Genomic DNA, 26,255 nt, shown 5'->3' with positions numbered 1-26,255 from the left:
ATTTTGATTTCACACACATCAGGAGTTTGAACTATGCAACGTCGTCGTTTTATCAAAGCTTTTGCGCTGTCCGCCGCCGCGCTCGGCCTGGGCCTGGCCTGGAGCGCGCAGGCCGCCGACACCATCAAGGTCGGCATTCTGAGTTCGCTTTCCGGCACCATGGCGATTTCCGAGACGCCGCTGAAGGATGTGGCGCTGATGACCATCGACGAGATCAACGCCAAAGGCGGGGTGCTCGGCAAAAAGCTGGAGCCGGTGGTGGTGGATCCGGCCTCCAACTGGCCGCTGTTCGCCGAAAAGGCGCGCCAGCTGCTGAGCCAGGACAAGGTGGCGGCGGTGTTCGGCTGCTGGACTTCGGTGTCGCGCAAGTCGGTGCTGCCGGTGTTTGAGGAGCTGAACGGGCTGCTGTTCTACCCGGTGCAATACGAGGGCGAAGAGATGTCGCCGAACGTGTTCTATACCGGCGCGGCGCCGAACCAGCAGGCGATCCCGGCGGTGGAATACCTGCTGAGCGAGGACGGCGGCGGCGCCAAGCGCTTCTTCCTGCTGGGCACCGATTACGTCTATCCGCGCACCACCAACAAGATCCTGCGCGCCTTCCTGCACAGCAAAGGCGTACAGGACAAGGATATCGAAGAGGTCTACACGCCGTTCGGCTACAGCGATTACCAGACCATCGTCGCCAACATCAAAAAATTCGCCGCCGGCGGCAACACGGCGGTGATCTCCACCATCAACGGCGACTCCAACGTGCCGTTCTACAAAGAGCTGGCCAACCAGGGCGTCAAGGCCACCGACGTGCCGGTGATCGCCTTCTCGGTCGGCGAGGAAGAGCTGCGCGGCATCGACACCAAACCGCTGGTGGGCAACCTGGCGGCCTGGAACTACTTCGAATCGCTGGATAACCCGACCAACAAGCGGTTTGTCAGCCAGTGGAAAGCCTACGCCAAGGCGCACAACCTGCCGAATTACGCCACCGCGGTGACCAACGATCCGATGGAGGCCACCTACGTCGGCCTCCACATGTGGGCACAGGCGGTGGAAAAGGCCGGCACCACCGACGTCGATAAGGTGCGCGCGGCGATGGCCGGGCAAACCTTCGCCGCGCCGTCGGGCTTCACGCTGACCATGGACCAGACCAATCACCACCTGCACAAGCCGGTGATGATCGGCGAGATCGAGGGCAACGGCCAGTTCAACGTGGTGTGGCAGACCGAGGCACCGGTGCGCGCGCAGCCGTGGAGCCCGTATATCGCCGGCAACGACAAAAAACCGGATTACCCGGTGAAGGGCGGCAAGTAACGTCACTCAGCGCCGGCGCGGCCCAGCGCCCGCCGGCCCAACAGAAGAGGCAGCTGATGCAATCTCCGTTTTTATCCTCTCTGCGCGTCGGGCTGTGGCTGCTGTGCGCCTGGCCCCTGCTGGCGCAGGCCGGGCCGGCCGATGAGTTCGCGGCGGCCAACCGTGCGCAGCAGGCCAAGTTGCTGCAGGCCTGGGCGGCCGAGCCGGACGCCGCGCGCCTGCCGCTGCTGCAGGGGCTGCAGCAGGAAACCGTGGCGATCGACGGGGCGAAGCGCGCCTTTATCCGCCAGGGCGATCGCTATCTGCCGCTCGAGGGCGAGGCGGCCCCGGTTGGCGAACCGAAGAAGGTGTGGCTGAACAACCGGCTGCGCATTCTGATCGCCAACGCGTTGTCGGCGCAGCGGTTGGTCAGCGCGGACGCGGCGGTGCGGCTGCAGGCGGCGACCGCGCTGCAGCGCGAAGCGCAGGGCGAGCAGTTGCCGCTGTTGACCCGGCGGTTGGCGCAGGAGAAAGACCCGCAGGTACGCGACGCGCTGAGCATTGCGCTGGCGAACCTGCAATTGACCGACGCCAGCCCGCAGGTGCGCTTCAATGCGGTGCGGCTGCTGGGGGAATCGGGCGAGCCGGAAACCCGCGCGCGGCTGCAGGCGTTGACCGACGCCGCTCACGAGCCGGACGCCGCGGTGCGCGCCGAGGCGCAACGCAGCCTGCAGCGGGTGCAGCATCGCCTGATGATCGGCGATCTGCTCGGCCAGGCGTTCAGCGGCCTGTCGCTCGGCTCGATCCTGCTGCTGGCGGCGCTCGGGCTGGCGATCACCTACGGCCTGCTCGGCGTCATCAATATGGCGCACGGCGAAATGCTGATGCTCGGCGCCTATTCCGCTTACCTGGTGCAGGGGCTGTTTCAGCAGTTTGCGCCGCAGTGGCTGGCGCTCTACCCGCTGGCGGCGCTGCCGGTGGCGTTCGCCATCACCGCCGGGATCGGCATGCTGCTGGAGCGCACGGTGATCCGCCACCTGTATGGTCGGCCGCTGGAAACCCTGCTGGCCACCTGGGGCATCAGCCTGGTGCTGATCCAACTGGTGCGGGTGCTGTTCGGGGCGCAGAACGTCGAGGTCGCCAACCCGGCGTGGCTGTCGGGCGGCGTGCAGCTGCTGCCGAACCTGGTGCTGCCGTGGAACCGCATCGCGGTGATCGCATTCGTGCTGTTGGTGCTGGCGCTGACCTGGCTGCTGCTGAACAAGACCCGGCTCGGCATGAACGTGCGCGCGGTGACGCAAAACCGCGCGATGGCGGCCTGCTGCGGCGTGCCCACCGGGCGGGTGGACATGCTGGCCTTCGGGTTGGGATCCGGCATCGCCGGGCTCGGCGGGGTGGCGCTGTCGCAGTTGGGCAACGTCGGGCCGGAGCTGGGGCAAGGTTACATCATCGATTCGTTCCTGGTGGTGGTGCTCGGCGGCGTCGGCCAGCTGGCGGGGACGGTGGCGGCGGCCTTCGGCCTAGGCATCGTCAACAAGATCCTCGAGCCGCAGATCGGCGCCGTGTTGGGCAAGATCCTGATCCTGGTGCTGATCGTTCTGTTTATTCAAAAGCGTCCGCAGGGGCTGTTCGCCCTCAAGGGCAGGGTGATTGACTGATGAGCCAACCATTGACCGTAACCGGCGTGCAGAAAGCGCCCCGGCTGGCGTTGAGCATCGGCGCGCTGGCGTTGCTGGTGCTGCTGGTGATGCCGTTCTTGACGCTGTTGCCGGCGGATCATCCGCTGGCGGTGTCCACCTATACCCTGACGCTGGCGGGCAAGATCCTGTGCTACGCGGTGGTGGCGGTGGCGCTCGATCTGGTGTGGGGCTATGCCGGGCTGCTGTCGCTCGGCCACGGGCTGTTCTTCGCGCTCGGCGGCTACGCCATGGGCATGTACCTGATGCGGCAGGCGGCGGGCGACGGGCTGCCGGCGTTTATGGCGTTCCTCTCCTGGAATGAGCTGCCGTGGTTCTGGAGCGGCACCCAGCATTTCGCCTGGGCGCTGTGCCTGATCGTGCTGGTGCCGGGCCTGCTGGCCTTCCTGTTCGGCTACTTTGCCTTCCGCTCGAAAATCAAAGGGGTGTATTTCTCGATCATGACCCAGGCGCTGACCTATGCCGGCATGCTGCTGTTCTTTCGCAACGAAACCGGCTTCGGCGGCAATAACGGCTTTACCGGTTTCACCACGCTGCTCGGCTTTCCCATCACCGCCGCCGGCACGCGGGTGGCGCTGTTCCTGGCGACGGTGCTGCTGCTGGCCGCCAGCCTGGCCATCGGCTTTGCGCTGGCGCGCAGCAAGTTCGGCCGGGTGCTGACCGCGGTGCGCGATGCGGAAAACCGGCTGACCTTCTGCGGCTACGATCCGAAGGGCTTCAAGCTGTTCGTCTGGACGCTGTCGGCGGTGCTGTGCGGGCTGGCCGGCGCGCTCTATGTGCCGCAGGTCGGCATCATCAACCCCGGCGAAATGTCGCCGACCAACTCGATCGAGGCCGCCATCTGGGTGGCGCTCGGTGGGCGCGGCACGCTGGTGGGGCCGCTGCTCGGCGCCGGCATCGTCAACGGCGCCAAGAGCTGGTTCACCATGGCCATTCCCGAATACTGGCAGTTCTTCCTCGGCCTGATGTTTATCGTCGTCACGCTGTTTCTGCCCAAAGGGGTGATCGGCCTGCTGCGCCGGAGGAAAACCTCATGAAAGCGATGCAAGTGACCGACGAGCTGTTTACCCACCCGCTGCCGGCGGATAAATACCGGCAGCAAACCGATCCGGTGCTGCAGCTCGACGATGTCAACGTCAGCTTCGACGGTTTTCGTGCGCTGACCGATCTGTCGCTGCGCATTGGCGTCGGCGAACTGCGCTGCGTGATCGGCCCCAACGGCGCCGGCAAGACCACGCTGATGGATGTGATCACCGGCAAGACCCGGCCGGACAGCGGCAAGGTGTTTTACGATCAGACCGTCGATCTGACCCGGCTGGCGCCGATGCAGATCGCCCACGCCGGCATCGGCCGAAAATTTCAAAAACCGACGGTGTTCGAGGCGCTGACGGTGTTCGAAAATCTGGAGATCGCGCAGAAAACCCGCAAGTCGGTGTGGGCCTGCCTGCGCGCCCGCCTGAGCAGCGAACAGCGCGACCGCATCGATGAGATGCTGAAGACCCTGCGGCTGGGGCATGAACGCCACCGGCCCGCCGGGCTGCTGTCCCACGGGCAAAAACAGTTTCTCGAGATCGGCATGCTGCTGGTGCAGGAGCCGCACCTGCTGCTGCTCGACGAACCGGCGGCCGGCATGACTGACGCCGAAACCGACTACACCGCCGAACTGTTCCGCGAGCTGGCGGGCAAGCATTCGCTGATGGTGGTGGAGCACGACATGGGGTTTGTGGAAACCATCGCCGATCGCGTGACGGTGCTGCATCAGGGGCAGGTGCTGGCGGAAGGATCGCTGGCGCAGGTGCAGGCCGATGAACGGGTGATTGAGGTATATCTGGGGCGCTGAGGAGGCGTAATCATGCTGCAGGTAGAGGAATTGAATCAATATTACGGCGGCAGCCACATTCTGCGCGGCCTGTCGTTCGAGGCGCGCATTGGCGAGGTGACCTGCTTGCTGGGGCGCAACGGCGTGGGCAAGACCACGCTGCTGAAATGCCTGATGGGATTGGTCCCGGCGCGCAGCGGCAGCGTGCGTTGGCAGGGCGAAACCATCACCGGTAAAAAGCCGCATCAGCGGGTGCGGGCGGGCATCGCCTATGTGCCGCAGGGGCGGGAGATTTTCCCGCGCCTGACGGTGGAGGAAAATTTGCTGATGGGGCTGGCGCGCTTTTCCGGTGCCGCCGCGCGCACGGTGCCGGATCCGATCTATGAACTGTTTCCGGTGCTGCGGCAAATGAAGGATCGGCGCGGCGGCGATCTCTCCGGCGGGCAGCAGCAGCAGCTGGCGATCGGCCGGGCGCTGGCCTGCCGGCCGCAGCTGCTGATCCTCGACGAGCCGACGGAAGGGATCCAGCCTTCGGTGATCAAGGAGATCGGCGCGGTGATCAAACAGCTGGCGGCGAAGGGCGATATGGCGATCCTGCTGGTGGAGCAGTTCTATGACTTTGCCGCCGACCTGGCGGACAGCTATCTGGTGATGTCGCGCGGCAGCATCGTGCAGCGCGGCGCCGGCAGCAATATGGAACAGGACGGCGTACGCGGGCTGGTGGCGATTTGACGTTGGATCAGCTGAAAAAGGATCGGCTGAGCGGATCTCGGGAATGATGCAGCACTCTGATGATATTCACCTCCCGCCTGTGCTGACGAAAATAAATCAGGTGGTTGGCGACGGGCAATACCCATAGGCCGGGGCCGATTGCATCGATGTTTCTGCCGAGTTGGTGGTGGCTAAGGTTATCGAAAGCCTGATGCAGGTGGCGCAGATAATCTTCGGCCACCTGTAAGCCAAAGTGCGCCAATCCGTAAAAATAGATCTCTTCCATATCGTCCAAGGCTTTTGGGCGGACGGTTACTTTCCTGCGCATCCGTTTGCTTTGCTCCGTATTCTTTCCATAAACACATCACGATCCCATTCGACGGCTTCGCCGCTGTTCTCTCCTTCGGCAATCAGGCGCCTAAGCTCTTCCAGTTTTGAGGCGGCGGTACGTTCGCGCAAAGTGCGCACGGATTCGCGGATGACTTCGCTGGGCGTGCGGTAATCGCCGCTGGCCACCAGGTCTTCGACGAAGCTACGCAGTTCGTCACCCAGATCTACCGTTAATGTTCTGCCCATTATTCCTCCTCACTTTCGGCTATGCTGCGTAATTGTAAGATTAGTTCTTACATTGTGCACGTCAAACTCTCAGGATCTCGACTGCGGCACCGCCATGATGGTGGAAGCCGCAAGTTTATTAATTAAGGATAACCCATGAACGAAATCACTGTGTCACGCCTCGGCTGCATCGTCCTGTCCCTGTTTCCGGCCCTGTGGGGGCTGTTCAGCCTGTTGAACAATACGGCGGATTTCGCCGGCACCGCGCGTAATGCGGTGGGTCCGCTGCTCGCCATGCAGGATACCTATCAGACACCGGGGTTGATGTGGCGCGCGATCGGCGCCGACTGGGCCTGTATGTTGGGGTTGGCTGTCATCACCACGCTGGAAACGCTGGCCGGCCTATTCGCGGCCGCAGGCGTGGTGCTGATGATCGGGCGATTTAAAGGCCCTTACGCCGCCTTCGTCAAGGGCAAAATCTGGGCGATGCTGGGGGCGCTTTGCGCGATCGCGGTGTGGGGCGTCGGCTTTATGGTGGTCGCCGGCGACTGGTTTATGGCCTGGCAGGCCAAGCAGGATCCGCTGGCGGTGCAGCTGGGGGCGCTGATCTACCTGGCGCCCAATGCGTTTGCCTTGCTGTTCCTGATGCTGCAGCGGGAGCCGCGCTAAACGAAGGCGGAGCGGGGCGCGGTTACAGCGCCTTGCTCATATACCAGATGCCTATCGAGCCCTGGGCGCTGGTGTAGCAGGTCTCGCCACAAATGCTCAATCCCTGGCGCTGATAAAAGCGTTGGGCGCCGGTGTTGCGTTGCAGCACCTCCAGCCACAGCGTCTTCTGCCGGCGCTCGATGGCCCGCTGCTGCACCTGTTCGAACAGGCGCTGGCCATAGCCGTTGCCGGCATGGCCCGGCAGGAAATAGATTTTCTGCAGCTCTGCGCCGCGGGTTTGCGTTGGCGCCAGCAAGCTGTCGACGTTGAGCCGCGCATAGCCGACCAGGGCGTCATCCTCATAGGCCAACAGCCAGCACACGTCGGGATCGCGCAGCGTCCGTTCCAGCGCGGAGACGGCAAAATCCTCGGCCAGAAAGGCCTCCAGCTCGTGCGGGTAGCGCCACAGCTCACCGAAGTGCGCGCGATAGGTGCGGATGCCGATATCGCGCACCTGAGTTAAATCTTCCAGCAATGCCTGACGGACGGTGAACATCAGTGCCCCTTTGAGTAAGAAAAGTTACAGCCGTTGTTCCAGATGCCGGTGGGGTACCATCGCCTGATGCAAAATGGCAAGAACGGTGATGCCGGCAGGGCGGCTGCGGTAGTAGATCCTATGGCTGGCGTAAGGAAAACTGCGTATCTCTTCGCCCAGATCGTGAAAGTGGGCTTTACCCGCTTCCGGCATGTCCGCCAGATGATGCATGATCTCTCTCAACTGCTCAAGATAGCGGCGAGATTGCGTTTGGCCCCAGTGCTCGACGGTGAAATGGCGAATAGCCAGCAGATCTTGTTGGGCTTGCGGGGTGAGGCGAAACGCGGGCATATCAGTCGGTTTCATCGGTGAGCAGACGGTTGAAGAAGGCATCACCGTCTACCGCCTTACCGGCGTCTTCCTCGGCGGTAGCCTGCGCGATTTTTTGCTGCAGCGCGCGTAGTTTGAGATCTTCCAGCGCCTGGTAGTCTTCTACCGACATGACGACGGCGACCGGTTTGCCGTTGCGATTGATTTGCACCGGTTCGCGCTGCGCCTTGAGCAGCAAATCGCCGAATTGGGTTTTGGCCTCGTTCGCGCTGAGTGCGTACATTTAATCGCTCCAGTTAATTAAATCGTTCGATTTAACCATTATACGGTGCGATGAAAAAAGCACCAATGTTATTCCGGCGGGCAGGTTTCGTTGGACAGATGCCGCGGCGTTTCGCGGCGAAAACCCAGGCCGATGATGCGGCCGAACAGGCGCGGCAGCCAGCGGCTGTTGCCGACGCGGGCGATCAGGCGCGAACCGCCCGCCGCGCGGCGTTCGCCCGGCTTGCGCTGGCTCATTTTGATCTGCAAAAACTGGATGGCCCGGGTGGGGAATTCGCGCCGGCGCTGCACGCTCAGCAGATGCTTCAGCTGCAGCCGATGCTGGCGCAGCGGTGGGATCAGGGCGTTGGCGGCGGCCACCGCGTCCTGAATCGCCAGGTTGACGCCCACGCCGCCGATCGGCGACATGGCGTGCGCGGCGTCGCCGATGCACAGCACTCCCGGTTTGGCCCAGCGATCCAGACGATCGATGCGGATGCTCAGCAGCTTCACCTGATCCCACTCGACGATCTCCTGCAGGCGATCGTCCTGGAATGGCGCCACCTCGGCGAGGTGCAGCAAAAATTTCTCCAGACCGCTGCGGCGGATCGCGTCGAAGCTGCCTTTATCGATCGAGTAGCCGCACTGCCAGTAGTCGCCGCGATCGATCATGATGAAGTTCTGCTTCGGCCCGGTATGGCCCATCGACCAGGCCGGATCGCCCGGCTGCTTGCTGAGTTTCATCCACAAGACGTCGCGCGGGGCGCCGAAGGAGCGGCTGCTGAGCGCCGCCTGCTCGCGCACCACCGAGTTGCGGCCGTCGGTGCCGATCACCAGCTGGCTGCGTACGCGGATCGGGCCTTCCGGCGTGTCGGCCAGCACGCCGCATACCTGGCTGCGGTCGTAGAGCAGCTTATGAACCTGCGTCGAGGTGAGCAGCCTGAAATGGGGGAACGCGGCGGCCTGCTGCGCCAAAAAGTTGAGGAACTCCCACTGCGGCATAAAGGCGATAAATTTGCAGCGCGTCGGCAGGCGAGTGAAATCCGCCAGCTTAATGTCGCGCCCGGCGACTTCGGCGTGCAGGGATTCGGCGCGCTGGTGTGGCAGCGCCAGCAGTTCGTCGAGCAGGCCCAGCTGGTGCATGACTTCCAGCGTCGACGGGTGAATGGTGTCACCGCGAAAATCGCGCAGGAAGTCGGCGTGCTTCTCCAGCACCGTCACGTCGATCCCCGCCCGCGCCAGCAGATAGCCGAGCATCAGCCCGGCGGGGCCGCCCCCCACGATGCAGCAGGTGGTGGCGTAAGGTGTGATCGGTGATGACGACATGGCGGTTGACCCTGGAGAGCGGCCCGCATCCCGCGAGCCGCAAGTGAATGTTTAGTGTTGATAATGATTATCAATATCAAGTTTGGCTGTCAACCCGCGGCGCAGTGTGGTCAAAGGGGACGGACAGATGGCCGACGCGGAACAGCTGGCCGTTGTGCGGCTGCGCCTGCGGCGGTTCACGCCATAAATCCAGCCGCACTAACCGCCACTTGGCGGGCTGCGTGCATCGCGAGCATAAGGATTCTCCGCAAAGACGTTGACCGGGAGAGCGTGACACGCCATCTTTATCAGTAAAATCGGTATTATTTTTATCGATGGTTCAGAAAATCAGGATGGTCAGCATGAGGCGAATAACGTTCGATCTCGAGGATTTGCGCAGCTTCGTCACCGGCGTCGAGCTGGGCAGCTTCGCCAAGGCGGCTGAACGGCTGGGGCGTTCGACGTCGGCGGTCAGCGCTCACCTGAAAAAGCTGGAACAGCAGGTCGGCGCGCCGATCCTGCGCAAGGCCGGGCGCGGCATGGTGATGACCGAGGCGGGGGAAACGCTGCTCGGTTACGCGCGCCGCCTGCTGGAGCTCAATGACGAAGCCGCCGCCGCGGTGCGCGGGTTGGATTTGCAGGGCACGGTGCGGCTGGGGCTGCAGGAGGATTTCGGCGAGACGTTTCTGCCGCAGGTATTGGGCAGCTTCGCGCGCGCCAATCCGAAAGTGCGCATCGAGGCGCGCATCGCGCGCAATGCCGAGCTGATCGACTGGGTGCTGAAAGGTCAACTGGATCTGTCGCTGGCGTGGGATGGCGGTTTGAGCACGCCGTTTCATCTGGCGCTGGGGCAGCGGCAACTGCACTGGATCGCCTCGCCCGGCTTCGCGCTGGCGCCCTGGCGAGAAGGGGACGAGCCGTTGCCGTTGGTGATGTTTGACGCGCCTTGCCTGATGCGCAGCGCGGCGACGCAGGCGCTGGATCGCGCCGGCATACCCTGGCGCATCGCCTTTACCAGCCGCAGCCTGAACGGCGTGTGGGCGGCGGTGAGCGCCGGATTGGGCGTCACGGTGCGCACGGCGGCGGGTTTGCCGCCTGGCCTGGCGCCGCTGGCCCCCGATCTGCTGCCCGCTCTCGGCCAGCTCGGCGTGGTGCTGCACCGCGCCGAGGATCAGCCTTCGGCCGCCGTGCAGCGGCTGGCGCAGATCGTGGTCGAGCGGATCGAAACTTAATCTTGGGCGATCGGCTGCTTGCCGCTCAGCTGGCCCCATTCGCTCCAGGCGCCGTCATACAGCTTGACCTGCGGCGCGCCGAGCGACAGCAGGCCGAACGCCAGCACCGCCGCCGTCACGCCGGAGCCGCAGCTGGTGATGATCGGGCCGTTGATATCCACCCCCTTGTCGTTGAAGGTTTGGCGCAGCGCCTCCAGCGATTTGAAGCGGCCGTTTTCCAGCAGCTCGCCGTACGGAATGTTGATGCTGCCGGGAATATGGCCGCGGTGCAGGCCGGGGCGCGGCTCCGGCGCTTCGGCATAAAAGCGCGGCGCGGCGCGCGCGTCGAGAATTTGCACCGGCGTGCCTAACGCCTGCTCCACTTGCCGCATATCCACCACCGCGTCGGCGTTGAACCGGGCGTTGAACGTCTGCGGGGCAGGCTGCGCCGGGCCGGTTGCCAGCGCCTGGCCCTGCGCGGTCCAGCCGTTCAGCCCTTCGTCCAGCACGTAAACGCGCTCGGCGCCGAAATTGCGGAAAGTCCACCAGCCGCGCGGCGCGGAGAACTGGTTGCCCTCGTCGTAAATCACCAGGGTATCGCGTTCGCTGATGCCCAATTGGCCCGCCGCCGCGGCGAATTCCGCCGCTGTCGGCAGCATATGCGGCAGCGCGGTGCTTTTGTCCGCCACCTCGTCGATATCGAAATAGACCGCGCCGGGGATATGGCCGCGTTCGAACTCGGCAAGCATATCTTTCTTCGGCGTCAGCCCCACCGGCGACATCCGGACGTCGATCACCACCAGATTTTCATCGTTGATATGTTGCGCAAGCCATTGAGGGGTCACCAGAAACGGAGAATTCATCGTATTGTTCGCCTGTTGTGAAAACGGATTTTCACTATACACCAGGCCGTGCCGGGATGGAGTATGATGTTCAGGCAACGGTATGGGCGGGAGACGGAAAACATGACGGATCGGGCGTTTGGCGGGGCCAAGATCGCGCTGCTGTGCGACGGCCGCCTGCTGGTTTACCAACGGGACGACAAGCCGGGCATTCCGTGGCCCGGGATGTGGGATCTGCCCGGCGGCGGGCGGGAAAACGGCGAGACGCCGCTGCAGTGCGTGCTGCGGGAAACGCAGGAAGAGTTCGGGGTGTTGCTCGCCGAACGCCAGGTTGTCTGGCAGCGGCGTTACGACGGTATTCAGCCCGGCTACCCGCCGACCTGGTTTATGGCCGGGGTGATCACCCCGGCGCAGATCGCCGCCATTCGCTTTGGCGATGAAGGGCAGCGCTGGCGAATGATGCCGGTAGAGCAGTTTATTCATCACCCGCAGGGCATCGGTCATCTGCGCCGCCGGGTGGCGGAGTATTGGCTTCAGTCCGCCTGAGGTTGCAGCACGCCGCTCGGCATCAGTGCCAGGATGGTGGCGCCGACCCGCTGCACCGCCTGTTCGATCTCCGCCGTCAGCTTCGGCGCATAGTTGATGCGCAGGCAGTTGCGGTATTTGCCGGCGGCGGAAAAGATGCTGCCGACGGCGATCTGCACGCCCTGCTGCTCGAGATGGCGGTTCAGCCGCAGGGTGTCGAACGCCTCGTCCAGTTCGATCCACAGCATAAAGCCGCCGCGCGGCCGGCTGACGCGGGTGCCGGCCGGGAAGTGTTTCAGGATAAGGTCGGTCATGCGGTCGCGGTTCTGCTGGTAGCGGGCGCGCATGCGCCGCAGGTGCTGCAGATAGTGCCCGCCGCGGATGAATTCGGCGATCGCCAGCTGCGGCTGGGTGGCGGTGGCGCCGGAGCCGATGAACTTCATGTGCAGCACCCGTTCCAGGTAGCGGCCGGGCGCGATCCAGCCCACCCGCAGCCCCGGCGCCAGCGTTTTGGAAAACGAGCTGCACAGCAGCACGCGGCCGTCTTCGTCGAACGACTTGATGGTGCGCGGCCGCGGGTAGTGATAGGCGATGTCGCCGTAGACGTCGTCCTCGATGATCGCCGCGTCGTGGCGCTGCGCCAGCGTCAGCAACCGCTGTTTGTGGGCGTCGGGCATGATGTAGCCCAGCGGATTGTTGCAGTTGGGCGTCAGCAGAATCGCTTTGATCGGCCACTGTTCCAGCGCCATCTCCAGCGCCGCCAGGCTGACGCCGGTGAGCGGATCGGTGGGGATTTCCAGCGCCTTGATGCCCAGGCCCTTCAGCGTCTGCATGGTGCCGTGGAAGCAGGGCGAATCGACCGCCACGATGTCGCCGGGTTGGCAAACGGCGCGCAGCCCGGCGGAGATCGCTTCCTGGCAGCCGGTGGTGATCAGCAACTGATCGGGGCCGATTTGGCAGCCGGAATCCAGCAGCAGGCGGGCGACCTGCTCGCGCAGCGCGGCCACGCCCTGAATGCTGTCGTAATACAGGCTGCGCAGATCGCCGTGGCGGGCGGCGTTGCGCAGGGCGACGATCAGCGGTTTCATCGTCGGCTCGGCGATATCCGGCATGCCGCGCCCCAGCTGGATCAGGCCCTCGCGCGGCCGGCTGCGCACCAGCTCCAGCACCTGCTCCCATTGCGAAATGTCCACCGGCCGCTGCACCGGCGCCGTCATGGCGGGCAGCTCGGCCTGCGCGCGCCGCGTATGCACGAAGTAGCCCGACTTCGGCCGCGCCTCCACCAGGCGCTGTTCTTCCAGCAGCCGGTAGGCTTGCTGCACCGTGCTGATGCTGACGCCGTGCTCCTGGCTCAGCGCGCGCACCGAAGGCAGGCGATGGCCGGCGGGATACAGCCCTTGCTGAATGCGTTGGCTGAGAATGGCGGCCAGAGTGGCGTAGCGTGTCATACAGAGGCCTCTTATCGGGATGCAGGATTAAAAAACCGGTACAGATGCTTTCAAAGTAAACCATTCAGCGGTTTTTTTGGCGCAGCTGTATGAAAAAAATAGCGCCAGCGTGAATCTGTATTGTTTTTCTCCCGGCGAGCATGATGACTGCAACGCAAAAACAGCAGGGAGAATAACAACATGGCACTGTTTGATGGCATGACGACGCGGCGACGGGTAGGCTGGTCACGCTGGCGTTGGTATTTGTTGCGCCGCAGTACGCGCAGAGAGTTACTGCTGCTGAACGACAGGCAATTGGCGGATATCGGCCTGACGCGGGCGGATGCGCGGCGCGAAGGCGATAAACCGTTCTGGAGAGGGTAAGGAAAGCGAATGCTGAAATTATTGGGCAAAGCCTCATCGATCAACGTGCGCAAGGTATTGTGGACCTGCCAGGAGCTGGGGTTGCCGCTGGCGCGGGAGGACTGGGGCAGCGGCTTTCGCTCCACGCAGGAGCCGACGTTTCTGGCGCTGAATCCCAACGGCCTGGTGCCGGTGCTGATCGACGGCGAGCGGGTGCTGTGGGAGTCGAACACCATCTGCCGCTACCTGGCCGGACGGGAAGGGCGCCGCGATCTGCTGCCGCAGGAACCCGGCGCGCGCGCGGCGGTGGAGATGTGGATGGACTGGCAGGCCACCGATCTGAACGGCGCCTGGCGCTATGTGTTCATGTCGCGGGTGCGCGGGCATGCGGATTATCAGGATGCCGCCAGCCTGGCCGCCGCCGAGCGTGAGTGGAATCGGCTGATGGGGCTGCTGGACAAGCATTTGGCGCAGCACGGCCCTTATGCCGCCGGCGCGGCCTTCACGCTGGCGGACGTGGTGCTGGGGCTGTCGCTGAATCGCTGGCTGATGACGCCGTTCGAGCGGCCGAATTATGCGGCGCTGGCGGCCTATCAGCAGCGCCTGCTGCAACGCCCTGGCTACGTGCAGCACGGCGCCAACGGTTTACCTTGATATGAAATAAACGGTTCATTTTACCTCGTCCGGATACGGCAAGCCGTGTCCGGGCTTTCCCCGTTGCATCATCCCGTCAATGTTTCATGAACGGCATCACGAATGTGAACTTTATTTTCCTTTTTTCTTGTTGTTGAAATTTAAATTCCATATAAACCTGTTATCAGCCAGCGCGTTTCATTGAGCGGCGCCTGGTTCTACACAGGATTTCGATCACGGGAGAAAATGATGAAACAGGTACGCGTTGGGTTAATCGGCACCGGCTATATCGGGCGTTGTCACGCCATCGCCTATGCGCAGGCCGCCACGGTCTTTCCTCTGAAAGGGGAGCTGGTGCTGGAGATGCTGGCGGAAGTGACGCCCGAGCTGGCGGCGCAGCGCGCAACCGAGTTCGGCTTTGCGCGCTCGACCGGCGATTGGCGGCAGCTGGTGGCCGATCCGGCGATCGACGTGGTGGACATCTGCGCGCCCAACTTCTTGCACAAAGAGATGGCGCTGGAAGCGATCCGCCACGGCAAGCACGTGTATTCGGAAAAGCCGCTGGCGCTGGACGCCGCCGACGCGGCGGAGATGGTGCAGGCCGCCCGCGCCAAGGGCGTGAAAACGCTGGTCGGTTTCAACTACATGAAGAACCCGACCAGCCAGCTGGCGCGCGAGATCATCGCCAACGGTGAAATCGGCGAGGTGGTGCATTTTTACGGCACCCACAATGAGGATTATCTGGCCGACCCGCGCACGCCGCTCGACTGGCACTGCCGCCGCGCCAGCGCCGGGCTGGGCGCGCTGGGGGATCTGGCGGCGCACATCGTCAACATGGCGCACTACCTGGTGGGCGACATCGTGGCGGTCTGTGGCGATATGCAAACGGTGATCAAACAGCGCCCGGACCCGCAAGACCCGGCGCGCCTGCTGCCGGTGGAAAACGAAGATCAGGCCGGCGCGCTGCTGCGCTTCGCCGGCGGGGCGATGGGCACTCTTGAAACCTCGCGCATCGCCTGCGGGCGCAAGATGGGGCTGACCTATGTGGTCACCGGCACCAAGGGCACGCTGAGCTATACCCAGGAACGGATGGCGGAGCTGAAGCTGTATCGGCACGATGAGCCGGCGGAGCGGCAAGGGTTCAAAACGCTGTTGGTAGGGCCGAAGCACCCGGACTACGCGGCGTTCTGCATCAGCGCCGGGCACGGCATCGGCTTTAACGATCAGAAGACGGTGGAGATCCGCGATCTGGTCAACGGCATCGCCGCGGGCGATCGCATGTGGCCGGACTTTGAAGAAGGCTGGAAGGTGTCTTGCGTGCTGGATGCGATAGCCGCCTCTGCCGAGCAGCGGCGCTGGCTGGAGATCAACCGCGATTGAAAATGAAATGGCGCTCTCCCGTGGACAGCGCCATTAGTTTGTCATGTTAATAACTTAATATCTTATTAAGCTAGTTGCATAATAAGTTGTTTGCCTGGCAACTTAGAACGAGAAGCACGAACAGCCGAACGCGCCCCAGAAGGCGTTTTCATCCGACACCGGGATGCTGGAGCGGCGCGCGATGTCATGCTGGTGCGCGTGTACGCCGCACGGGCCGCAGCATTGGTGCGCCTGGCTCAGCACGCCGACTTTGGCCGCCGCCGACGGCGGCGCAGAACGGTAGTGGCCCGGCACCTGGGTGACCGGCGACCACTCCGGCAGCACCGGCAGCGGCGGCGGCGCCAGCGGCGAGAAGCTGCCGGCGGCGTAGACCACCTTGCCGTCCACCACCGTCATTACCGACTCAATGCCTTTGATCTGCTCTTCCGGCACGCTGAAATAGTCCTGCGACAGCACCGCCACATCCGCCAGCTGGCCGACCTTGATCTGGCCTTTCTTGCCCTGCTCGGTGGAGAACCAGGCGCTGCCTTGCGTCCACAGCATCAGCGCCGTTTCGCGATCCAGCCGCGCGCTGTCGTCGTACATCGCCATGCCGCCGACGGTGCGGCCGGAGACCAGCCAGTACAGCGCTGTCCACGGGTTGTAGCTGGCGACGCGGGTGGCGTCGGTGCCCAGCCCGACCGGCAGCTCGGCCGCCAGCATTTTCGCCACCGGCGGCGTATGTTTGGTGGCTTCGATGCCGTAGCGCTCGGCGAAATATTCGCCCTGGAATGCCATGCGGTGCTGCACCGCAATGCCGCCGCCCAATGCCTTGACCCGTTCGATATTGCGTTCGGTAATGGTTTCGGCGTGGTCGAACAGCCAGTGCAGCCCGTTGAACGGAATGTCGCGGTTCACCTTCTCGAACACGTCCAGCATGCGGCTGATGGATTCGTCATAGGTGGCGTGCAGGCGGAACGGCCAGCGGTGCTCGACCAGATGGCGCACCACCCGCTCCAGCTCGTCCTCGGTGCCCGGCGGCAGATCCGGGCGCGGCTGCAGGAAGTCTTCGAAGTCGGCGGCGGAGAACACCAGCATCTCGCCGGCGCCGTTGTGGCGATAAAAGTCGGTGCCCTGGCCCGGCTTGAGCATGTCGGTCCACAGCTCGAAGTCTTCCAGCTCCTGCTTCGGCCGCTGGGTGAACAGGTTATAGGCGATGCGAATGGTCAGCTGCTTTTTCTCGTGCAGCTCGGCGATCACCTGATAATCCTCCGGGTAGTTCTGGAAGCCGCCGCCGGCGTCGATGGCGCTGGTGAGGCCCAGACGGTTCAGCTCGCGCATAAACTGGCGGGTGGAGTTGACCTGCTGCTCCAGCGGCAGCTTCGGCCCTTTCGCCAGCGTGGCGTACAGGATCATGGCGTTGGGCTTGGCGATCAGCATGCCGGTCGGGTTGCCGTTGGCGTCGCGCTGGATCTCGCCGCCCGGCGGGTTCGGCGTGTCTTTGGTGTAGCCGACCACCTTCAGCGCCGCGCGGTTGAGCAGCGCGCGATCGTAGAGGTGCAGAATGAACACCGGCGTGTCCGGCGCCGCCTGGTTGATTTCGTCGAGCGTCGGCATGCGGCGCTCGGCGAACTGGAATTCGGTCCAACCGCCGACCACCCGCACCCATTGCGGGCTCGGTGTGCGCAGCGCCTGTTCTTTCAACATGCGCAGCGCGTCGGCCAGCGAAGGCACGCCTTCCCAGCGCAGCTCCAGGTTATAGTTCAGGCCGCCGCGGATTAGGTGCAGGTGCGAGTCGTTCAGGCCCGGAATGGCGGTGTGGCCGTGCAGGTCGATCACCTGGGTTTCCGGCCCGGCGTGCTGCATGACTTCGCTTTCGCTGCCGACCGCCAGAAATTTGCCGTCGCGGATGGCGACCGCCTGTGCGGTGGGATTTTGGCGATCGACAGTGTGAAACTTGCCGTTGGTGATGATCAATGAAGCGTGGTGGTTCATAACATTCTCCCGGCGAACCGCCTAGCGGCGGGTCAGCCATTGATGAAAAACGCGGGTCACGATAGGCATCCACAGGTACACCACCAGGGCGACCACGGTGGCGTCATTGAGAAAATGGCCGAGCAGCGTGCCGTTCAGCTGCGGCAGCGCCAGCCCCCAAAACCAGGGCACCAGATTGGTGGAAGGGAAGATCACCAGCAGGGTGATGATGAACTGCTTCCACTGGGGCGGCTGGCGCACGCCGGGGCTGGGCGGGGTAAACCAGAACTCCGCGCCGGGGCGGATCTCGATATGGTCGCTCTCCAGCAACAGCGGGGTGACTTCTTCGATGTATTGCTTGCGCAGCGGCGAGTGGATCCAGCGGTACAGATTGTCGAGGTTGTCGAAGCGGACCAGCACCGTATAGGCCTGCTCGTCGCCGGAAGGGCGAATCACGTTGACGCCCAAATGGCCGGTGAAGCCCGCGGCGTCGGGCATGATGCGGTTCAGCCAGGCCTCATAGGCCTGCTCGTTCCCCGGCGCCAAACGGTGGGTGATCACCAGCGTGACATGCTGCGGATGGGCCATAAAACCGACTCCTGAAAATACCCCGGCGCGGGGCCGGGGCAAGGGGAATTATTTCAGCGTGCGGGCCGGTGCGTGGTGCACCATGGTGTAAGCGTAGTCGACGCCCATGCCGTACGCGCCGCTGTGCTCGCGCACCAGCGCCATCACCGCGTCGTAGGTGTCTTTGCGCGCCCAGTCGCGCTGGTACTCCAGCAGCACCTGCTGCCAGGTCACCGGCACGGCGCCGGCCTGCACCATGCGATCGATCGAACGCTCGTGCGCATCGACGGAGGTGCCGCCGGAGGTGTCGGTCACCACATACACTTCATAGCCGGCTTCCAGCGCCATCAGCGCCGGGAAGGTCAGGCACACTTCGGTCCACAGCGCGGAGATCACCAGCTTTTTGCGGCCTGTGGCTTCCACGGCTTTAACGAAGGCCGCGTCTTCCCAGGAGTTCATCGAGGTGCGTTCAATCGGGGTGATTTCAGGGTGTACCGCCAGCAGTTCCGGCCAGATATAGCCGCTGAAGCTTTCGGTTTCTACCGAGGTGAAAAGGGTTGGCACGTTGAAAATCTTGCCCGCCTTCGCCAAACCAACAACGTTGTTTTTCAGTTGCTGACGATCAATATTAGCCACGCCGAAGGCCATTTGCGGTTGATGGTCGATAAAAATCAGTGCGGAGTTGTCTTTATCAAGCAGTTGAAACTTGGACATAATTTACCTTCCCAGTGATATTTCGGTTGAACATCTGATGAGTGTAACGCCGATAAAACGCATGGTAGGCAGAGGGCGATTTCAAAGATACCGCAGAATTTTTGCCGACTTGTTGAGTTTTTTTATACACGGGAGAAAGCATGAGATTAAACCTGGAAGCGCTGCTGATTTTGGACGCGCTGGACCGGCACGGATCTTTCGCCGCCGCGGCCGCCGCACTGTTTAAAACCCCTTCGGCACTCAGCTATATGGTGCAAAAGCTGGAGAACGATCTCGACATCACCCTGCTGGATCGCTCCGGCCACCGGGCGAAGTTCACCGATACCGGTAAGTTGATGCTGGAAAAAGGGCGGGTGCTGCTGCGGGCGGCGCAGGATCTGGAGCAGCAGGCGCGCTACGTGGAGAACGGTTGGGAAAGCGAGATCACGCTCGGGATCGACGCCTCCTTCCCGTTTGCCCGCCTGTTGCCGCTGATCGACGAGTTCTATCGGCAGCATCATCATACCCGGCTGCGTTTCAGCCACGAGGTGCTGGCCGGCTCCTGGGAATCGCTGGTTTACGGCTGCGCCGACATTATCATCGGCGCCATCTGCGAGCCGCCGTCGCGGGTGGGTTATGCGTTCAGCCGCCTGGGGCAGCTGGATTACGTGTTCGCCGTCGCGCCACAGCATCCGCTGGCGGCGCTGCCGGAACCGTTGCCGAAAGATGAGATCCGTCAGCACCGGGCGGTGGTGGTGCGCGATACCTCGCGGGTCAACGCGCCGCAGAGCCTGAACCTGCTGGAAGAACAGGATACGCTGACGGTCTTCGGCTTCGACGCCAAGCTGCAGGCGCAGTTGGCCGGGCTGGGCTGCGGCTATCTGCCGCGTTCTCTGGCGGAACCTTACCTGAACAGCGGCGAACTGGTGGCGAAACGCGTTGAATCTGAGCGCTGCAGCGACGTTGCCTATTTCGGCTGGCGGGAAAGCGCCAGCGGTCTGGCGGCCAAGTGGTGGCGCGAGCGGCTGCAGCGTTACGCGGATGACGGCGAGGCTTACCCGGCGGCGCAGTGATCGCCGTCATATAAGGATTAACAACCCAATAAGGATATAGGGAATGAAAAAGACACTAGGCCTGTTGGCGCTGTTGCTGTTAAGCGGCTGCGGCGCCGGGCGTCAGGCCGGCATCCCGTTGCCGCAGCCGCAGGCCGAGGCGCAGGCCACGGCGCCGCTCAGCTATCCGGTGCGGGTGCATAACGCGGTGAGCCGCGAGCTGCGTTTGCCTGAACGCGCGCGCGGCCAACGCTGCACCATCAGCATTCGGCTGCTGCCGGACGGCAAGCTGGCGAGCAGCAAGATCGTAAGAGGCGACGCGCCACTGTGCGCAGCGGCGAGCGCGGCGGTGCAGCGCGCGCAGTTTCCGCCGATGGCCAACGCCACCGAGTATGCGCTGTTCAACGCCGTGGTGCTCGATTTCGTTCCCTGAAGATGTGACCGACGGGCCGCCTGCGCGGCCCGTTTTTTCGCTTTTACGCGTACGCAACCCGCTGAATTTTCACTTAGCTTTGCCATTTTCGTTATTTTGAATGACGCTACGGCTCACGGATACTGGGAGAAAATCTCTTACCGCGAGCCGCAGCATGTCCCACGCCCACTATTTACACCCCGAACAGCGCGAACGAATCAGGCAGCTTTATCGGCGCCGGCATTGGCGGCTGGAGCTGCCCACCTGGGGGATCATGGCGGCGGTGTACGGCGGCTGGTTCGGCGTGGCGCTGGGGTGGCAAACGCTGGGCCCGTGGCTTGGCGCGCCGCTGCTGATCCTGCTGACCACCTGGTACATGTCGTTGCAGCACGAGCTGATCCACGGCCATCCGACGCGCTGGCCGCGCGTCAATCAGCTGTTCGGCCTGTTGCCGCTGGCGGTGTGGTATCCCTACGGGCTGTATCGCGATTCGCATCTGCGCCACCACCGCAACGACCACCTGACCGATCCGCACGAAGATCCCGAAAGCTATTACTTTAGCGCCGCGCAGTGGCGGCGCTATCCCCGGTTGCTGCCGCTGCTGGCCGCCGTGCGCAATACGCTGATAGGCCGGGTGCTCCTTGGCCCGGCGCTGGATATCGCCGCGACCCTGGCCGGGGCGGTGAAAGCGCTTGCCGCCGGGGAGTGGCGCGCCTGGGCGAGGTGGTTGGTGCACCTGTCGCTGTTGGCGATGCTGCTCGACTGGCTGCAGGCGCAGGGTATCGGCGCGGCGTTTTACCTGCTGGCCATCAGCTACCCGGCGCTGGCGCTGACCAAGGTAAGATCGTTTTTTGAGCATCGCGCCGTGGACGCTCCGCAGGCACGTTCTATTATTAATGAGGCGGGTTGGCCGTGGCGGCTGCTGTTTCTCAATCTGAACTACCATTTAGTGCATCACGATCTGCCCGGCCTGCCCTGGTATGGTTTGCGCGAAGTCTATCTGGCGGAGCGTGAGGCGTACCAGCGCCGCAGCCAGGGATTTGTCGCGCAAGGCTACGGCGAGTGGCTGCGCGATTACGCCCTGACGCCGATCGACGTCGGTGTGCATCCGTTGCGCGCCGGTGAACCGCAGGGGGAGGGCGATGCCCTGCCGACGGAAAAATTTATTGCGCGCTGGAAGCGCGTTTCTCAGGATTTTCCAACCTAACCGGCCCATGAGCCGGAAAACGTATAACCAGAGGAAAAGTATGGCAATCACCTTATCACGCGGACGTTCCTTTGCCGTCGCGCTGGCCCTGCTGGCCACCGGCGGTCTGGCGCAGGCGGCCGACTCGGTGCGCGTCGGCTCCAAGATCGACACCGAAGGTTCGCTGCTCGGCAACATCATCGTGCAGGTGCTGGAAGCCAACGGCATCCAGACCACCAACAAGCTGCAGCTCGGCACCACCAAGGTGCTGCGCGGCGCCATCACCTCCGGCGAGATCGACATCTACCCGGAATACACCGGCAACGGCGCGTTTTTCTTCTCCGATGAGAAAGATCCGGCGTGGAAGAACGCCCAGGCCGGTTTCGAGAAGGTGAAGCAACTCGACTACGACAAAAACAAAATCGTCTGGTTGGACGCGGCGCCGGCCAACAACACCTGGACCATCGCCATTCGCCAGGACGTGGCGGAGGCCAATCACCTGAAGACGCTGTCGGATCTCGGCAAGTGGATCAACGGCGGCGGCAAGTTCAAGCTGGCGGCCTCGGCGGAATTTATCGAGCGGCCGGATGCGCTGCCGGCGTTCCAGAATGCCTACGGCTTCAAGCTGAATCAGGATCAGCTGCTGTCCCTGGCCGGCGGCGATACGGCGGTGACCATCAAGGCGGCGGCGGAGCAGACCTCCGGCGTCAACGCGGCGATGGCCTACGGCACCGATGGCCCGGTGGCGGCGCTGGGGCTGCAGACGCTGGCGGATCCGAAAGGCGTACAGCCGATCTACGCGCCGGCGCCGATCGTGCGCGAAGCGGCCCTGAAGGCGCACGCCAATCTGCCTGAGCTGCTGAAGCCGGTGTTCGCCTCGCTGGACGGGCCGACGCTGCAAAAACTCAACGCGCAGATCGCCGTGGAAGGCCAGGACGCCAAACAGGTGGCGGCCGCTTACCTGAAAGAGAAAGGGTTTGTTAAGGGATAATGCCGAGGTGCCCCCTCTGCCGTCGGGAGAGGGGGTAAACCGAGGGAACCGGAGCGTTTCTTTGACTATCGCCGTAAAACATCGCGTCTTGTTGACGCTGTTCATGCTGTTGCTGCTGGCCGCGTTCGGCCTGCCGTTCCTCAGTTATGCCCGCAATCGCCTGTTGTCGGGCAAAAGCCTCTCCTTGTTATCCCTGCTGCACGGCCCGGCGCTGTGGCTGCTGTTGCCGCTGGCGGCATTGGCGATCCTCAGCCTGTTGCCGCCGACGCGGGGACGGGCGCTGCTGGCGGCGCTGGCCGCCTGCGGGGTGCTGACGCTGGCCTTCTGGATCAGCGGGCAGGCCGCCGGGCGTCTGGCGCAGGAGGGATCGCGCCTGGCGCGCACCTCCTGGGGCAGCGGATGCTGGCTGACGATGGCGCTGAGCCTGCTGATCGCCGCCGACGCCATGGCGCGCATCACCGCGTCGCACCTGTGGCGCATGCTGGGCAACGCGCTGGTGCTGGTGCCGCCGGCGCTGCTGCTGTTCGGGCATCAGCTCGATCAGCTGTCGCTGCTGAAGGAGTACCACAATCGCCAGGAGGTGTTTGACGCCGCGCTGTTGCAGCACCTGACCATTCTGCTGGCGACGATGGCGCCGGCGCTGGCGATCGGCGTGCCGCTCGGGGTGCTGTGTTTTCGCTCCGAGCGCTGGCAGCGGCCGATTTTCTCCGCGCTGAACATTATCCAGACCGTGCCGTCCATTGCGCTGTTTGGCCTGCTGATCGCGCCGTTGGCGGGGCTGGCGACGGCGGTGCCCTGGCTGGCGGAACACGGCGTCAGCGGCATCGGCATGGCGCCGGCGATCGTGGCGCTGGTGCTGTACGCATTGTTGCCGCTGGTGCGCAGCGTGGTAGCGGGGCTGCAAAGCGTGCCGGCGGGGGTGATCGAATCCGCCACCGGCATGGGGCTGACGCGCGGGCAGATCTTCCTGCGCGTGCAGCTGCCGTTGGCGCTGCCGCTGTTCCTGACCGGCGTGCGCATTCTGGCGGTGCAAACCGTCGGCATGGCGGTGGTGGCGGCGCTGATCGGCGCCGGCGGCTTTGGCGCCATCGTCTTTCAGGGGCTGCTCAGCAGCGCGCTGGATCTGGTTCTGCTGGGGGTGATCCCGGTGGTCATGATGGCGGTCATCGTCGATTCGCTGTTTAAATTTTGGGTTTCAATCCTGGACGTATCGCGCCGATGATTCACTTTGAGCAAGTCAGCAAAATTTTTCAGGGCAAGCCGGCGGTAGACGATCTCACGCTGCATATCGCCGAGGGCGAATTCACCGTGTTGATCGGCACCTCGGGTTCCGGCAAGTCCACGACGTTAAAAATGATCAATCGCCTGATCGAGCACGATCGGGGCAAGATTCTCTTTGCCGGCGAAGAGATCCAGTCGTTCAAACCGCAGGATCTGCGGCGGCGCATGGGCTATGCGATCCAATCGATCGGCCTGTTTCCGCACTGGACGGTGGAGGAAAACATCGCCACCGTGCCACAGCTGCTGAAATGGCCGCGCGCGCGCATTCGCGATCGGGTAACCGAACTGCTGGAGCTGTTGCATCTGGAGCCGGATCTGTTTCGCCGTCGCTATCCGCATCAGCTGTCCGGCGGGCAGCAGCAACGGGTAGGGGTGGCGCGCGCGCTGGCCGCCGATCCCGAGGTGTTGCTGATGGACGAACCGTTCGGCGCGCTGGATCCGGTCACCCGCGCGGCGTTGCAGGCGGAGATCGCGCGCATCCATCAGCTCTCCGGCCGCACTATCGTGTTGGTGACGCACGACATCGACGAGGCGCTGGGCTTGGCGGATCGCCTGGTGCTGCTCGATCAGGGGCGGGTGGTGCAACAGGGCACGCCGCTGGCGCTGCTGACCGCGCCGGCCAATGACTTCGTGCGGGACTTCTTCGGGCGCAGCGATCGCGGCATCAAGCTGCTGTCGCTGGGAACGGTGGCGGAGCGAGTGCGGCCCGGCGCCGCCGAGGGCGAACCGATCGCCGCCGCCATGAGCCTGCGCGAGGCGCTGTCGGTGTTTGTGGCGCGCGGCAGCGACTGCCTGCCGGTGGTGGATGAACGGGGCGAAGCGTTGGGGGTCTTGCACTTCAACGATCTGATCGCCGGGCAGGCGCTGTCATGAGCGGGCGCATCTGGCGCCTGCTGCGCGATCCGCTGCCCTGGACGCTGGCGCTGCTGTTGGCGCTGGTGTTCGGCATGGATCATCTGCGCGGCCTGTTTGCCGCCTGGTTCCCCGATCTGGAGCGGCCCATTTATCAGCAGGACAGCTTTATCGCGCTGGTGGGGGCGCATCTGTCGCTGGTGGCAATCTCCAGCCTGATCGCGGTGGCTCTCGGCGTAGCGGCCGGCGTGGCGGTAACCCGGCGCAGCGGCCGGGAGTTTCGTTCGCTGGTGGAAACGGTGGTGGCGGTGGGGCAGACCTTCCCGCCGGTAGCGGTGCTGGCGGTAGCGGTGCCGGTGATGGGCTTCAGCGAACAGCCGGCGATCATTGCGTTGGTGCTGTACGGCCTGCTGCCGATCCTGCAGGGCACGCTGGCGGGCATTGAATCGGTGCCGCCCGCCACGCGCGAGATTGCCCGCGGCGTGGGGATGAGCGCCTGGCAAATTCTGTGGCGGGTCGAATTGCCGCTGGCGGCGCCGGTGATCGTCGCCGGGATCCGCACGTCGGTGATCATCAACATCGGCACGGCGGCCATCGCTTCCACCGTCGGCACCAAGACGCTCGGCTCGCCGATCATCATCGGTCTGAGCGGCTTTAACACCGCCTATGTGATCCAGGGCGCGGCGGTGGTGGCATTGTTGGCTATTATCACCGATATGCTGTTCGAACGTTGGGTGCGTTATCTCACCGCCTGGCGTCAGCAGACGCTGGCGACCACTCCGGCGGGGTAAGGGGGAAATGATGCAGGTGTCTCTACCGATGTACGGCGTTGGCCGGGAGCAGGCCGAATCTTTCTGGCAGGTATTGCGCGACAAGCTGCTGCGCCTGGGGCTGCCGGCGGCGCCGGAGCGGCTCAGCTGGCCGGACGATTTGGCGCAGCACTGGCGGCGCGACGATCTGCTGCTCAGCCAAACCTGCGGTTATCCGTTGGTCAGCACTCTGCCGCAGGTGCAGCTGATCGGCACCTACCATTATCGGGTTGAGGGGTGCGACGGGCCGAATTACCGCAGCTGGCTGGTGGTGCGCGCGGGCGACCCCGGCGAACGGCTGGCGGATTTTCGCGGCCGGACGGTGGCCTATAACAGCACCGATTCCCAATCCGGCTACAACGGCCTGCGCGCGCTGATCGCGCCGCTGGCGCAGGACGGGAAATTCTTTGGTGCGGCGATTGCCTCCGGCGCGCATTATCAGTCGCTGAAGCTTATCCGCAGCGGGCAGGCGGATATCGCCGCCATCGATTCGATCAGCATGGAACTGCTGCGCCGGGCGCAGCCGCAGGCACTGGAGGGGCTGAAAATCATCGGCCGCACGGCGGCGGTGCCCGGTCTGCCGATGATCACCGCGGCGGGTACGCCGCCGGAACAGGTGGAAATCCTGCGCGCCGGCGCCCGGGCGATGCTGGATGAGGCGGTCAGCGATCGCCTGCTGATCGGCGATTTCAGCCTGGTGCCGCGTTCGGCCTACCAGATTATCACCGTGCTGGAACAGCAGGCCGCCGCCCAGGGCGTGACGGCGCTCTAGCCGCCGTTACAGCAGGCCGCCGCCGTCGATGTCGATCGCGCTGCCGGTGACGAAGCCGTTCTCCAGCGCCAGCAGGTAACCCGCCGCGCGTCGGCCTGCATCAGGCGCAGCGCGTCGTTTTTCTCCCCGGCGTGGGGAAGGCGGCTATGGCGCGGTGAGGAACT

At 63.9% G+C, this 26,255-nt stretch carries 30 protein-coding genes and 2 pseudogenes; 19 read left to right on the top strand and 13 right to left on the bottom strand.

Features of this window, described 5'->3' with window-relative positions:
• Positions 1-33 precede the first annotated feature (33 nt).
• The 5 genes from urtA to urtE are packed head-to-tail and all read left to right on the top strand — an operon-like array spanning position 34 to position 5,529.
• The gene (gene urtA / locus ACF8MC_RS06825; RefSeq protein WP_060421357.1) at positions 34-1,302 is read left to right on the top strand and encodes an urea ABC transporter substrate-binding protein; all 1,269 of its coding nucleotides are present in this window, start codon (positions 34-36) and stop codon (positions 1,300-1,302) included.
• A 56-nt stretch (positions 1,303-1,358) separates the two neighbouring features.
• Positions 1,359-2,939, top strand: a complete 1,581-nt coding sequence (gene urtB, locus ACF8MC_RS06820; protein WP_041034052.1) for an urea ABC transporter permease subunit UrtB — start codon at positions 1,359-1,361, stop codon at positions 2,937-2,939.
• Complete coding sequence (urtC, locus tag ACF8MC_RS06815; RefSeq protein ID WP_033637598.1) at positions 2,939-4,015, top strand: urea ABC transporter permease subunit UrtC; 1,077 nt, start codon at positions 2,939-2,941, stop codon at positions 4,013-4,015. Before urtB ends, urtC begins: the two co-directional genes overlap by 1 nt.
• Complete coding sequence (urtD, locus tag ACF8MC_RS06810; protein ID WP_164104705.1) at positions 4,012-4,818, top strand: urea ABC transporter ATP-binding protein UrtD; 807 nt, start codon at positions 4,012-4,014, stop codon at positions 4,816-4,818. Before urtC ends, urtD begins: the two co-directional genes overlap by 4 nt.
• A gap of 12 nt (positions 4,819-4,830) precedes the next feature.
• Positions 4,831-5,529 carry an urea ABC transporter ATP-binding subunit UrtE gene (urtE, locus tag ACF8MC_RS06805; protein ID WP_033653440.1) on the top strand — a complete coding sequence of 233 codons (699 nt, stop codon included), beginning with the start codon at positions 4,831-4,833 and terminating at the stop codon, positions 5,527-5,529.
• A 7-nt stretch (positions 5,530-5,536) separates the two neighbouring features.
• Here urtE and ACF8MC_RS06800 read toward each other — a convergent pair whose 3' ends face one another.
• Both ACF8MC_RS06800 and ACF8MC_RS06795 read right to left on the bottom strand, forming a co-directional pair.
• Positions 5,537-5,836, bottom strand: a complete 300-nt coding sequence (locus ACF8MC_RS06800) for a type II toxin-antitoxin system RelE/ParE family toxin (protein WP_164104706.1) — start codon at positions 5,834-5,836, stop codon at positions 5,537-5,539.
• Complete coding sequence (locus ACF8MC_RS06795) at positions 5,821-6,084, bottom strand: type II toxin-antitoxin system ParD family antitoxin (RefSeq protein WP_164104707.1); 264 nt, start codon at positions 6,082-6,084, stop codon at positions 5,821-5,823. The genes ACF8MC_RS06800 and ACF8MC_RS06795 overlap by 16 nt, the downstream gene beginning before the upstream one ends.
• 135 nt (positions 6,085-6,219) lie before the next feature.
• Between ACF8MC_RS06795 and ACF8MC_RS06790 the strand changes: the two genes are divergently transcribed.
• A complete protein-coding gene (locus ACF8MC_RS06790) occupies positions 6,220-6,732 on the top strand; it encodes a DUF2165 family protein (protein ID WP_060429738.1) in 513 nt (170 codons plus the stop codon).
• A 22-nt stretch (positions 6,733-6,754) separates the two neighbouring features.
• Here the strand turns inward: ACF8MC_RS06790 and ACF8MC_RS06785 are convergent, their stop codons facing one another.
• The 5 genes and pseudogenes from ACF8MC_RS06785 to ACF8MC_RS06765 form a co-directional block, all read right to left on the bottom strand.
• Positions 6,755-7,267 (bottom strand): GNAT family N-acetyltransferase, encoded by a 513-nt coding sequence (locus tag ACF8MC_RS06785; RefSeq protein WP_043146939.1) that lies wholly within the window; start codon positions 7,265-7,267, stop codon positions 6,755-6,757.
• A gap of 24 nt (positions 7,268-7,291) precedes the next feature.
• Positions 7,292-7,597 (bottom strand): type II toxin-antitoxin system RelE/ParE family toxin, encoded by a 306-nt coding sequence (locus ACF8MC_RS06780; RefSeq protein ID WP_033637605.1) that lies wholly within the window; start codon positions 7,595-7,597, stop codon positions 7,292-7,294.
• A 1-nt stretch (position 7,598) separates the two neighbouring features.
• Complete coding sequence (locus tag ACF8MC_RS06775; protein ID WP_033637606.1) at positions 7,599-7,859, bottom strand: type II toxin-antitoxin system Phd/YefM family antitoxin; 261 nt, start codon at positions 7,857-7,859, stop codon at positions 7,599-7,601.
• 68 nt (positions 7,860-7,927) lie between these two features.
• The gene (locus ACF8MC_RS06770) at positions 7,928-9,163 is read right to left on the bottom strand and encodes an FAD-dependent oxidoreductase (RefSeq protein ID WP_033653437.1); all 1,236 of its coding nucleotides are present in this window, start codon (positions 9,161-9,163) and stop codon (positions 7,928-7,930) included.
• Between the two features lie 76 nt (positions 9,164-9,239).
• Positions 9,240-9,380: pseudogene (locus tag ACF8MC_RS06765) on the bottom strand (DUF4865 domain-containing protein); the annotation flags it as partial.
• 124 nt (positions 9,381-9,504) lie between these two features.
• Here ACF8MC_RS06765 and ACF8MC_RS06760 point away from each other — a divergent pair.
• Positions 9,505-10,374: a LysR substrate-binding domain-containing protein gene (locus ACF8MC_RS06760; protein WP_033637609.1), complete on the top strand. Its 870-nt coding sequence runs from the start codon at positions 9,505-9,507 to the stop codon at positions 10,372-10,374.
• Here the strand turns inward: ACF8MC_RS06760 and sseA are convergent.
• A complete protein-coding gene (gene sseA, locus ACF8MC_RS06755) occupies positions 10,371-11,216 on the bottom strand; it encodes a 3-mercaptopyruvate sulfurtransferase (RefSeq protein WP_033653435.1) in 846 nt (281 codons plus the stop codon). The two genes, ACF8MC_RS06760 and sseA, sit on opposite strands and share 4 nt — an antisense overlap.
• A gap of 102 nt (positions 11,217-11,318) precedes the next feature.
• On the opposite strand from sseA, the gene ACF8MC_RS06750 reads away from it, so the two are divergent.
• Complete coding sequence (locus ACF8MC_RS06750; RefSeq protein WP_033646950.1) at positions 11,319-11,741, top strand: NUDIX hydrolase; 423 nt, start codon at positions 11,319-11,321, stop codon at positions 11,739-11,741.
• Here the strand turns inward: ACF8MC_RS06750 and ACF8MC_RS06745 are convergent.
• Positions 11,729-13,168 carry a PLP-dependent aminotransferase family protein gene (locus tag ACF8MC_RS06745; protein WP_041034065.1) on the bottom strand — a complete coding sequence of 480 codons (1,440 nt, stop codon included), beginning with the start codon at positions 13,166-13,168 and terminating at the stop codon, positions 11,729-11,731. The two genes, ACF8MC_RS06750 and ACF8MC_RS06745, sit on opposite strands and share 13 nt — an antisense overlap.
• Positions 13,169-13,348: 180 nt before the next feature.
• Here ACF8MC_RS06745 and ACF8MC_RS06740 point away from each other — a divergent pair, with 180 nt between their 5' ends.
• The 3 genes from ACF8MC_RS06740 to ACF8MC_RS06730 all read left to right on the top strand — a co-directional run bounded on the left by ACF8MC_RS06740 (position 13,349) and on the right by ACF8MC_RS06730 (position 15,523).
• Positions 13,349-13,531: a DUF1127 domain-containing protein gene (locus ACF8MC_RS06740; RefSeq protein ID WP_072265259.1), complete on the top strand. Its 183-nt coding sequence runs from the start codon at positions 13,349-13,351 to the stop codon at positions 13,529-13,531.
• Between the two features lie 9 nt (positions 13,532-13,540).
• The gene (locus ACF8MC_RS06735) at positions 13,541-14,164 is read left to right on the top strand and encodes a glutathione S-transferase family protein (protein WP_041034066.1); all 624 of its coding nucleotides are present in this window, start codon (positions 13,541-13,543) and stop codon (positions 14,162-14,164) included.
• A 228-nt stretch (positions 14,165-14,392) separates the two neighbouring features.
• On the top strand, positions 14,393-15,523 hold the full coding sequence (locus ACF8MC_RS06730) for a Gfo/Idh/MocA family protein (RefSeq protein WP_060421385.1): 1,131 nt from the start codon (positions 14,393-14,395) through the stop codon (positions 15,521-15,523).
• Positions 15,524-15,625: 102 nt separating this feature from the next.
• Here the strand turns inward: ACF8MC_RS06730 and ACF8MC_RS06725 are convergent, their stop codons facing one another.
• The 3 genes from ACF8MC_RS06725 to ACF8MC_RS06715 are packed head-to-tail and all read right to left on the bottom strand — an operon-like array spanning position 15,626 to position 18,757.
• On the bottom strand, positions 15,626-17,497 hold the full coding sequence (locus ACF8MC_RS06725; protein ID WP_043146952.1) for an amidohydrolase: 1,872 nt from the start codon (positions 17,495-17,497) through the stop codon (positions 15,626-15,628).
• Between the two features lie 21 nt (positions 17,498-17,518).
• Positions 17,519-18,064 (bottom strand): antibiotic biosynthesis monooxygenase, encoded by a 546-nt coding sequence (locus ACF8MC_RS06720; protein ID WP_033637617.1) that lies wholly within the window; start codon positions 18,062-18,064, stop codon positions 17,519-17,521.
• Between the two features lie 48 nt (positions 18,065-18,112).
• Positions 18,113-18,757 carry a hydrolase gene (locus ACF8MC_RS06715; RefSeq protein ID WP_033637618.1) on the bottom strand — a complete coding sequence of 215 codons (645 nt, stop codon included), beginning with the start codon at positions 18,755-18,757 and terminating at the stop codon, positions 18,113-18,115.
• 140 nt (positions 18,758-18,897) lie between these two features.
• Here ACF8MC_RS06715 and ACF8MC_RS06710 point away from each other — a divergent pair, with 140 nt between their 5' ends.
• The 8 genes from ACF8MC_RS06710 to ACF8MC_RS06675 all read left to right on the top strand — a co-directional run bounded on the left by ACF8MC_RS06710 (position 18,898) and on the right by ACF8MC_RS06675 (position 26,091).
• Positions 18,898-19,809 carry a LysR substrate-binding domain-containing protein gene (locus ACF8MC_RS06710; RefSeq protein WP_033646934.1) on the top strand — a complete coding sequence of 304 codons (912 nt, stop codon included), beginning with the start codon at positions 18,898-18,900 and terminating at the stop codon, positions 19,807-19,809.
• A 43-nt stretch (positions 19,810-19,852) separates the two neighbouring features.
• Positions 19,853-20,221: a cell envelope integrity protein TolA gene (locus ACF8MC_RS06705; RefSeq protein WP_074027235.1), complete on the top strand. Its 369-nt coding sequence runs from the start codon at positions 19,853-19,855 to the stop codon at positions 20,219-20,221.
• A gap of 154 nt (positions 20,222-20,375) precedes the next feature.
• Complete coding sequence (locus ACF8MC_RS06700) at positions 20,376-21,407, top strand: fatty acid desaturase (protein ID WP_094859701.1); 1,032 nt, start codon at positions 20,376-20,378, stop codon at positions 21,405-21,407.
• 40 nt (positions 21,408-21,447) lie between these two features.
• Positions 21,448-22,377: an ABC transporter substrate-binding protein gene (locus ACF8MC_RS06695; protein WP_033637621.1), complete on the top strand. Its 930-nt coding sequence runs from the start codon at positions 21,448-21,450 to the stop codon at positions 22,375-22,377.
• A 61-nt stretch (positions 22,378-22,438) separates the two neighbouring features.
• Positions 22,439-23,599, top strand: coding sequence for an ABC transporter permease (locus ACF8MC_RS06690; RefSeq protein WP_164104708.1), 1,161 nt, complete (start codon positions 22,439-22,441; stop codon positions 23,597-23,599).
• Entirely contained in the window at positions 23,596-24,531 is a 936-nt protein-coding gene (locus ACF8MC_RS06685; protein ID WP_033637623.1) for an ABC transporter ATP-binding protein, read from the top strand. The genes ACF8MC_RS06690 and ACF8MC_RS06685 overlap by 4 nt, the downstream gene beginning before the upstream one ends.
• Positions 24,528-25,301 (top strand): ABC transporter permease, encoded by a 774-nt coding sequence (locus ACF8MC_RS06680; protein WP_033637624.1) that lies wholly within the window; start codon positions 24,528-24,530, stop codon positions 25,299-25,301. The genes ACF8MC_RS06685 and ACF8MC_RS06680 overlap by 4 nt, the downstream gene beginning before the upstream one ends.
• Positions 25,302-25,329: 28 nt before the next feature.
• Positions 25,330-26,091 (top strand): phosphate/phosphite/phosphonate ABC transporter substrate-binding protein, encoded by a 762-nt coding sequence (locus tag ACF8MC_RS06675; protein ID WP_164104799.1) that lies wholly within the window; start codon positions 25,330-25,332, stop codon positions 26,089-26,091.
• Positions 26,092-26,097: 6 nt separating this feature from the next.
• On the opposite strand, the pseudogene ACF8MC_RS06670 reads toward ACF8MC_RS06675, so the two are convergent.
• A pseudogene (locus ACF8MC_RS06670) lies at positions 26,098-26,178 on the bottom strand (dehydrogenase); the annotation flags it as partial.
• Positions 26,179-26,255: the final 77 nt, after the last annotated feature.

The sequence above is a fragment of the Serratia sp. LACPHL-BACT-2024-00286 genome (assembly GCF_043109535.1).
GTDB lineage: Bacteria > Pseudomonadota > Gammaproteobacteria > Enterobacterales > Enterobacteriaceae > Serratia > Serratia sarumanii.
The sequence above is the reverse complement of the archived record's forward strand: the minus strand, read 5'-3'. Positions and strand labels throughout refer to the sequence as shown.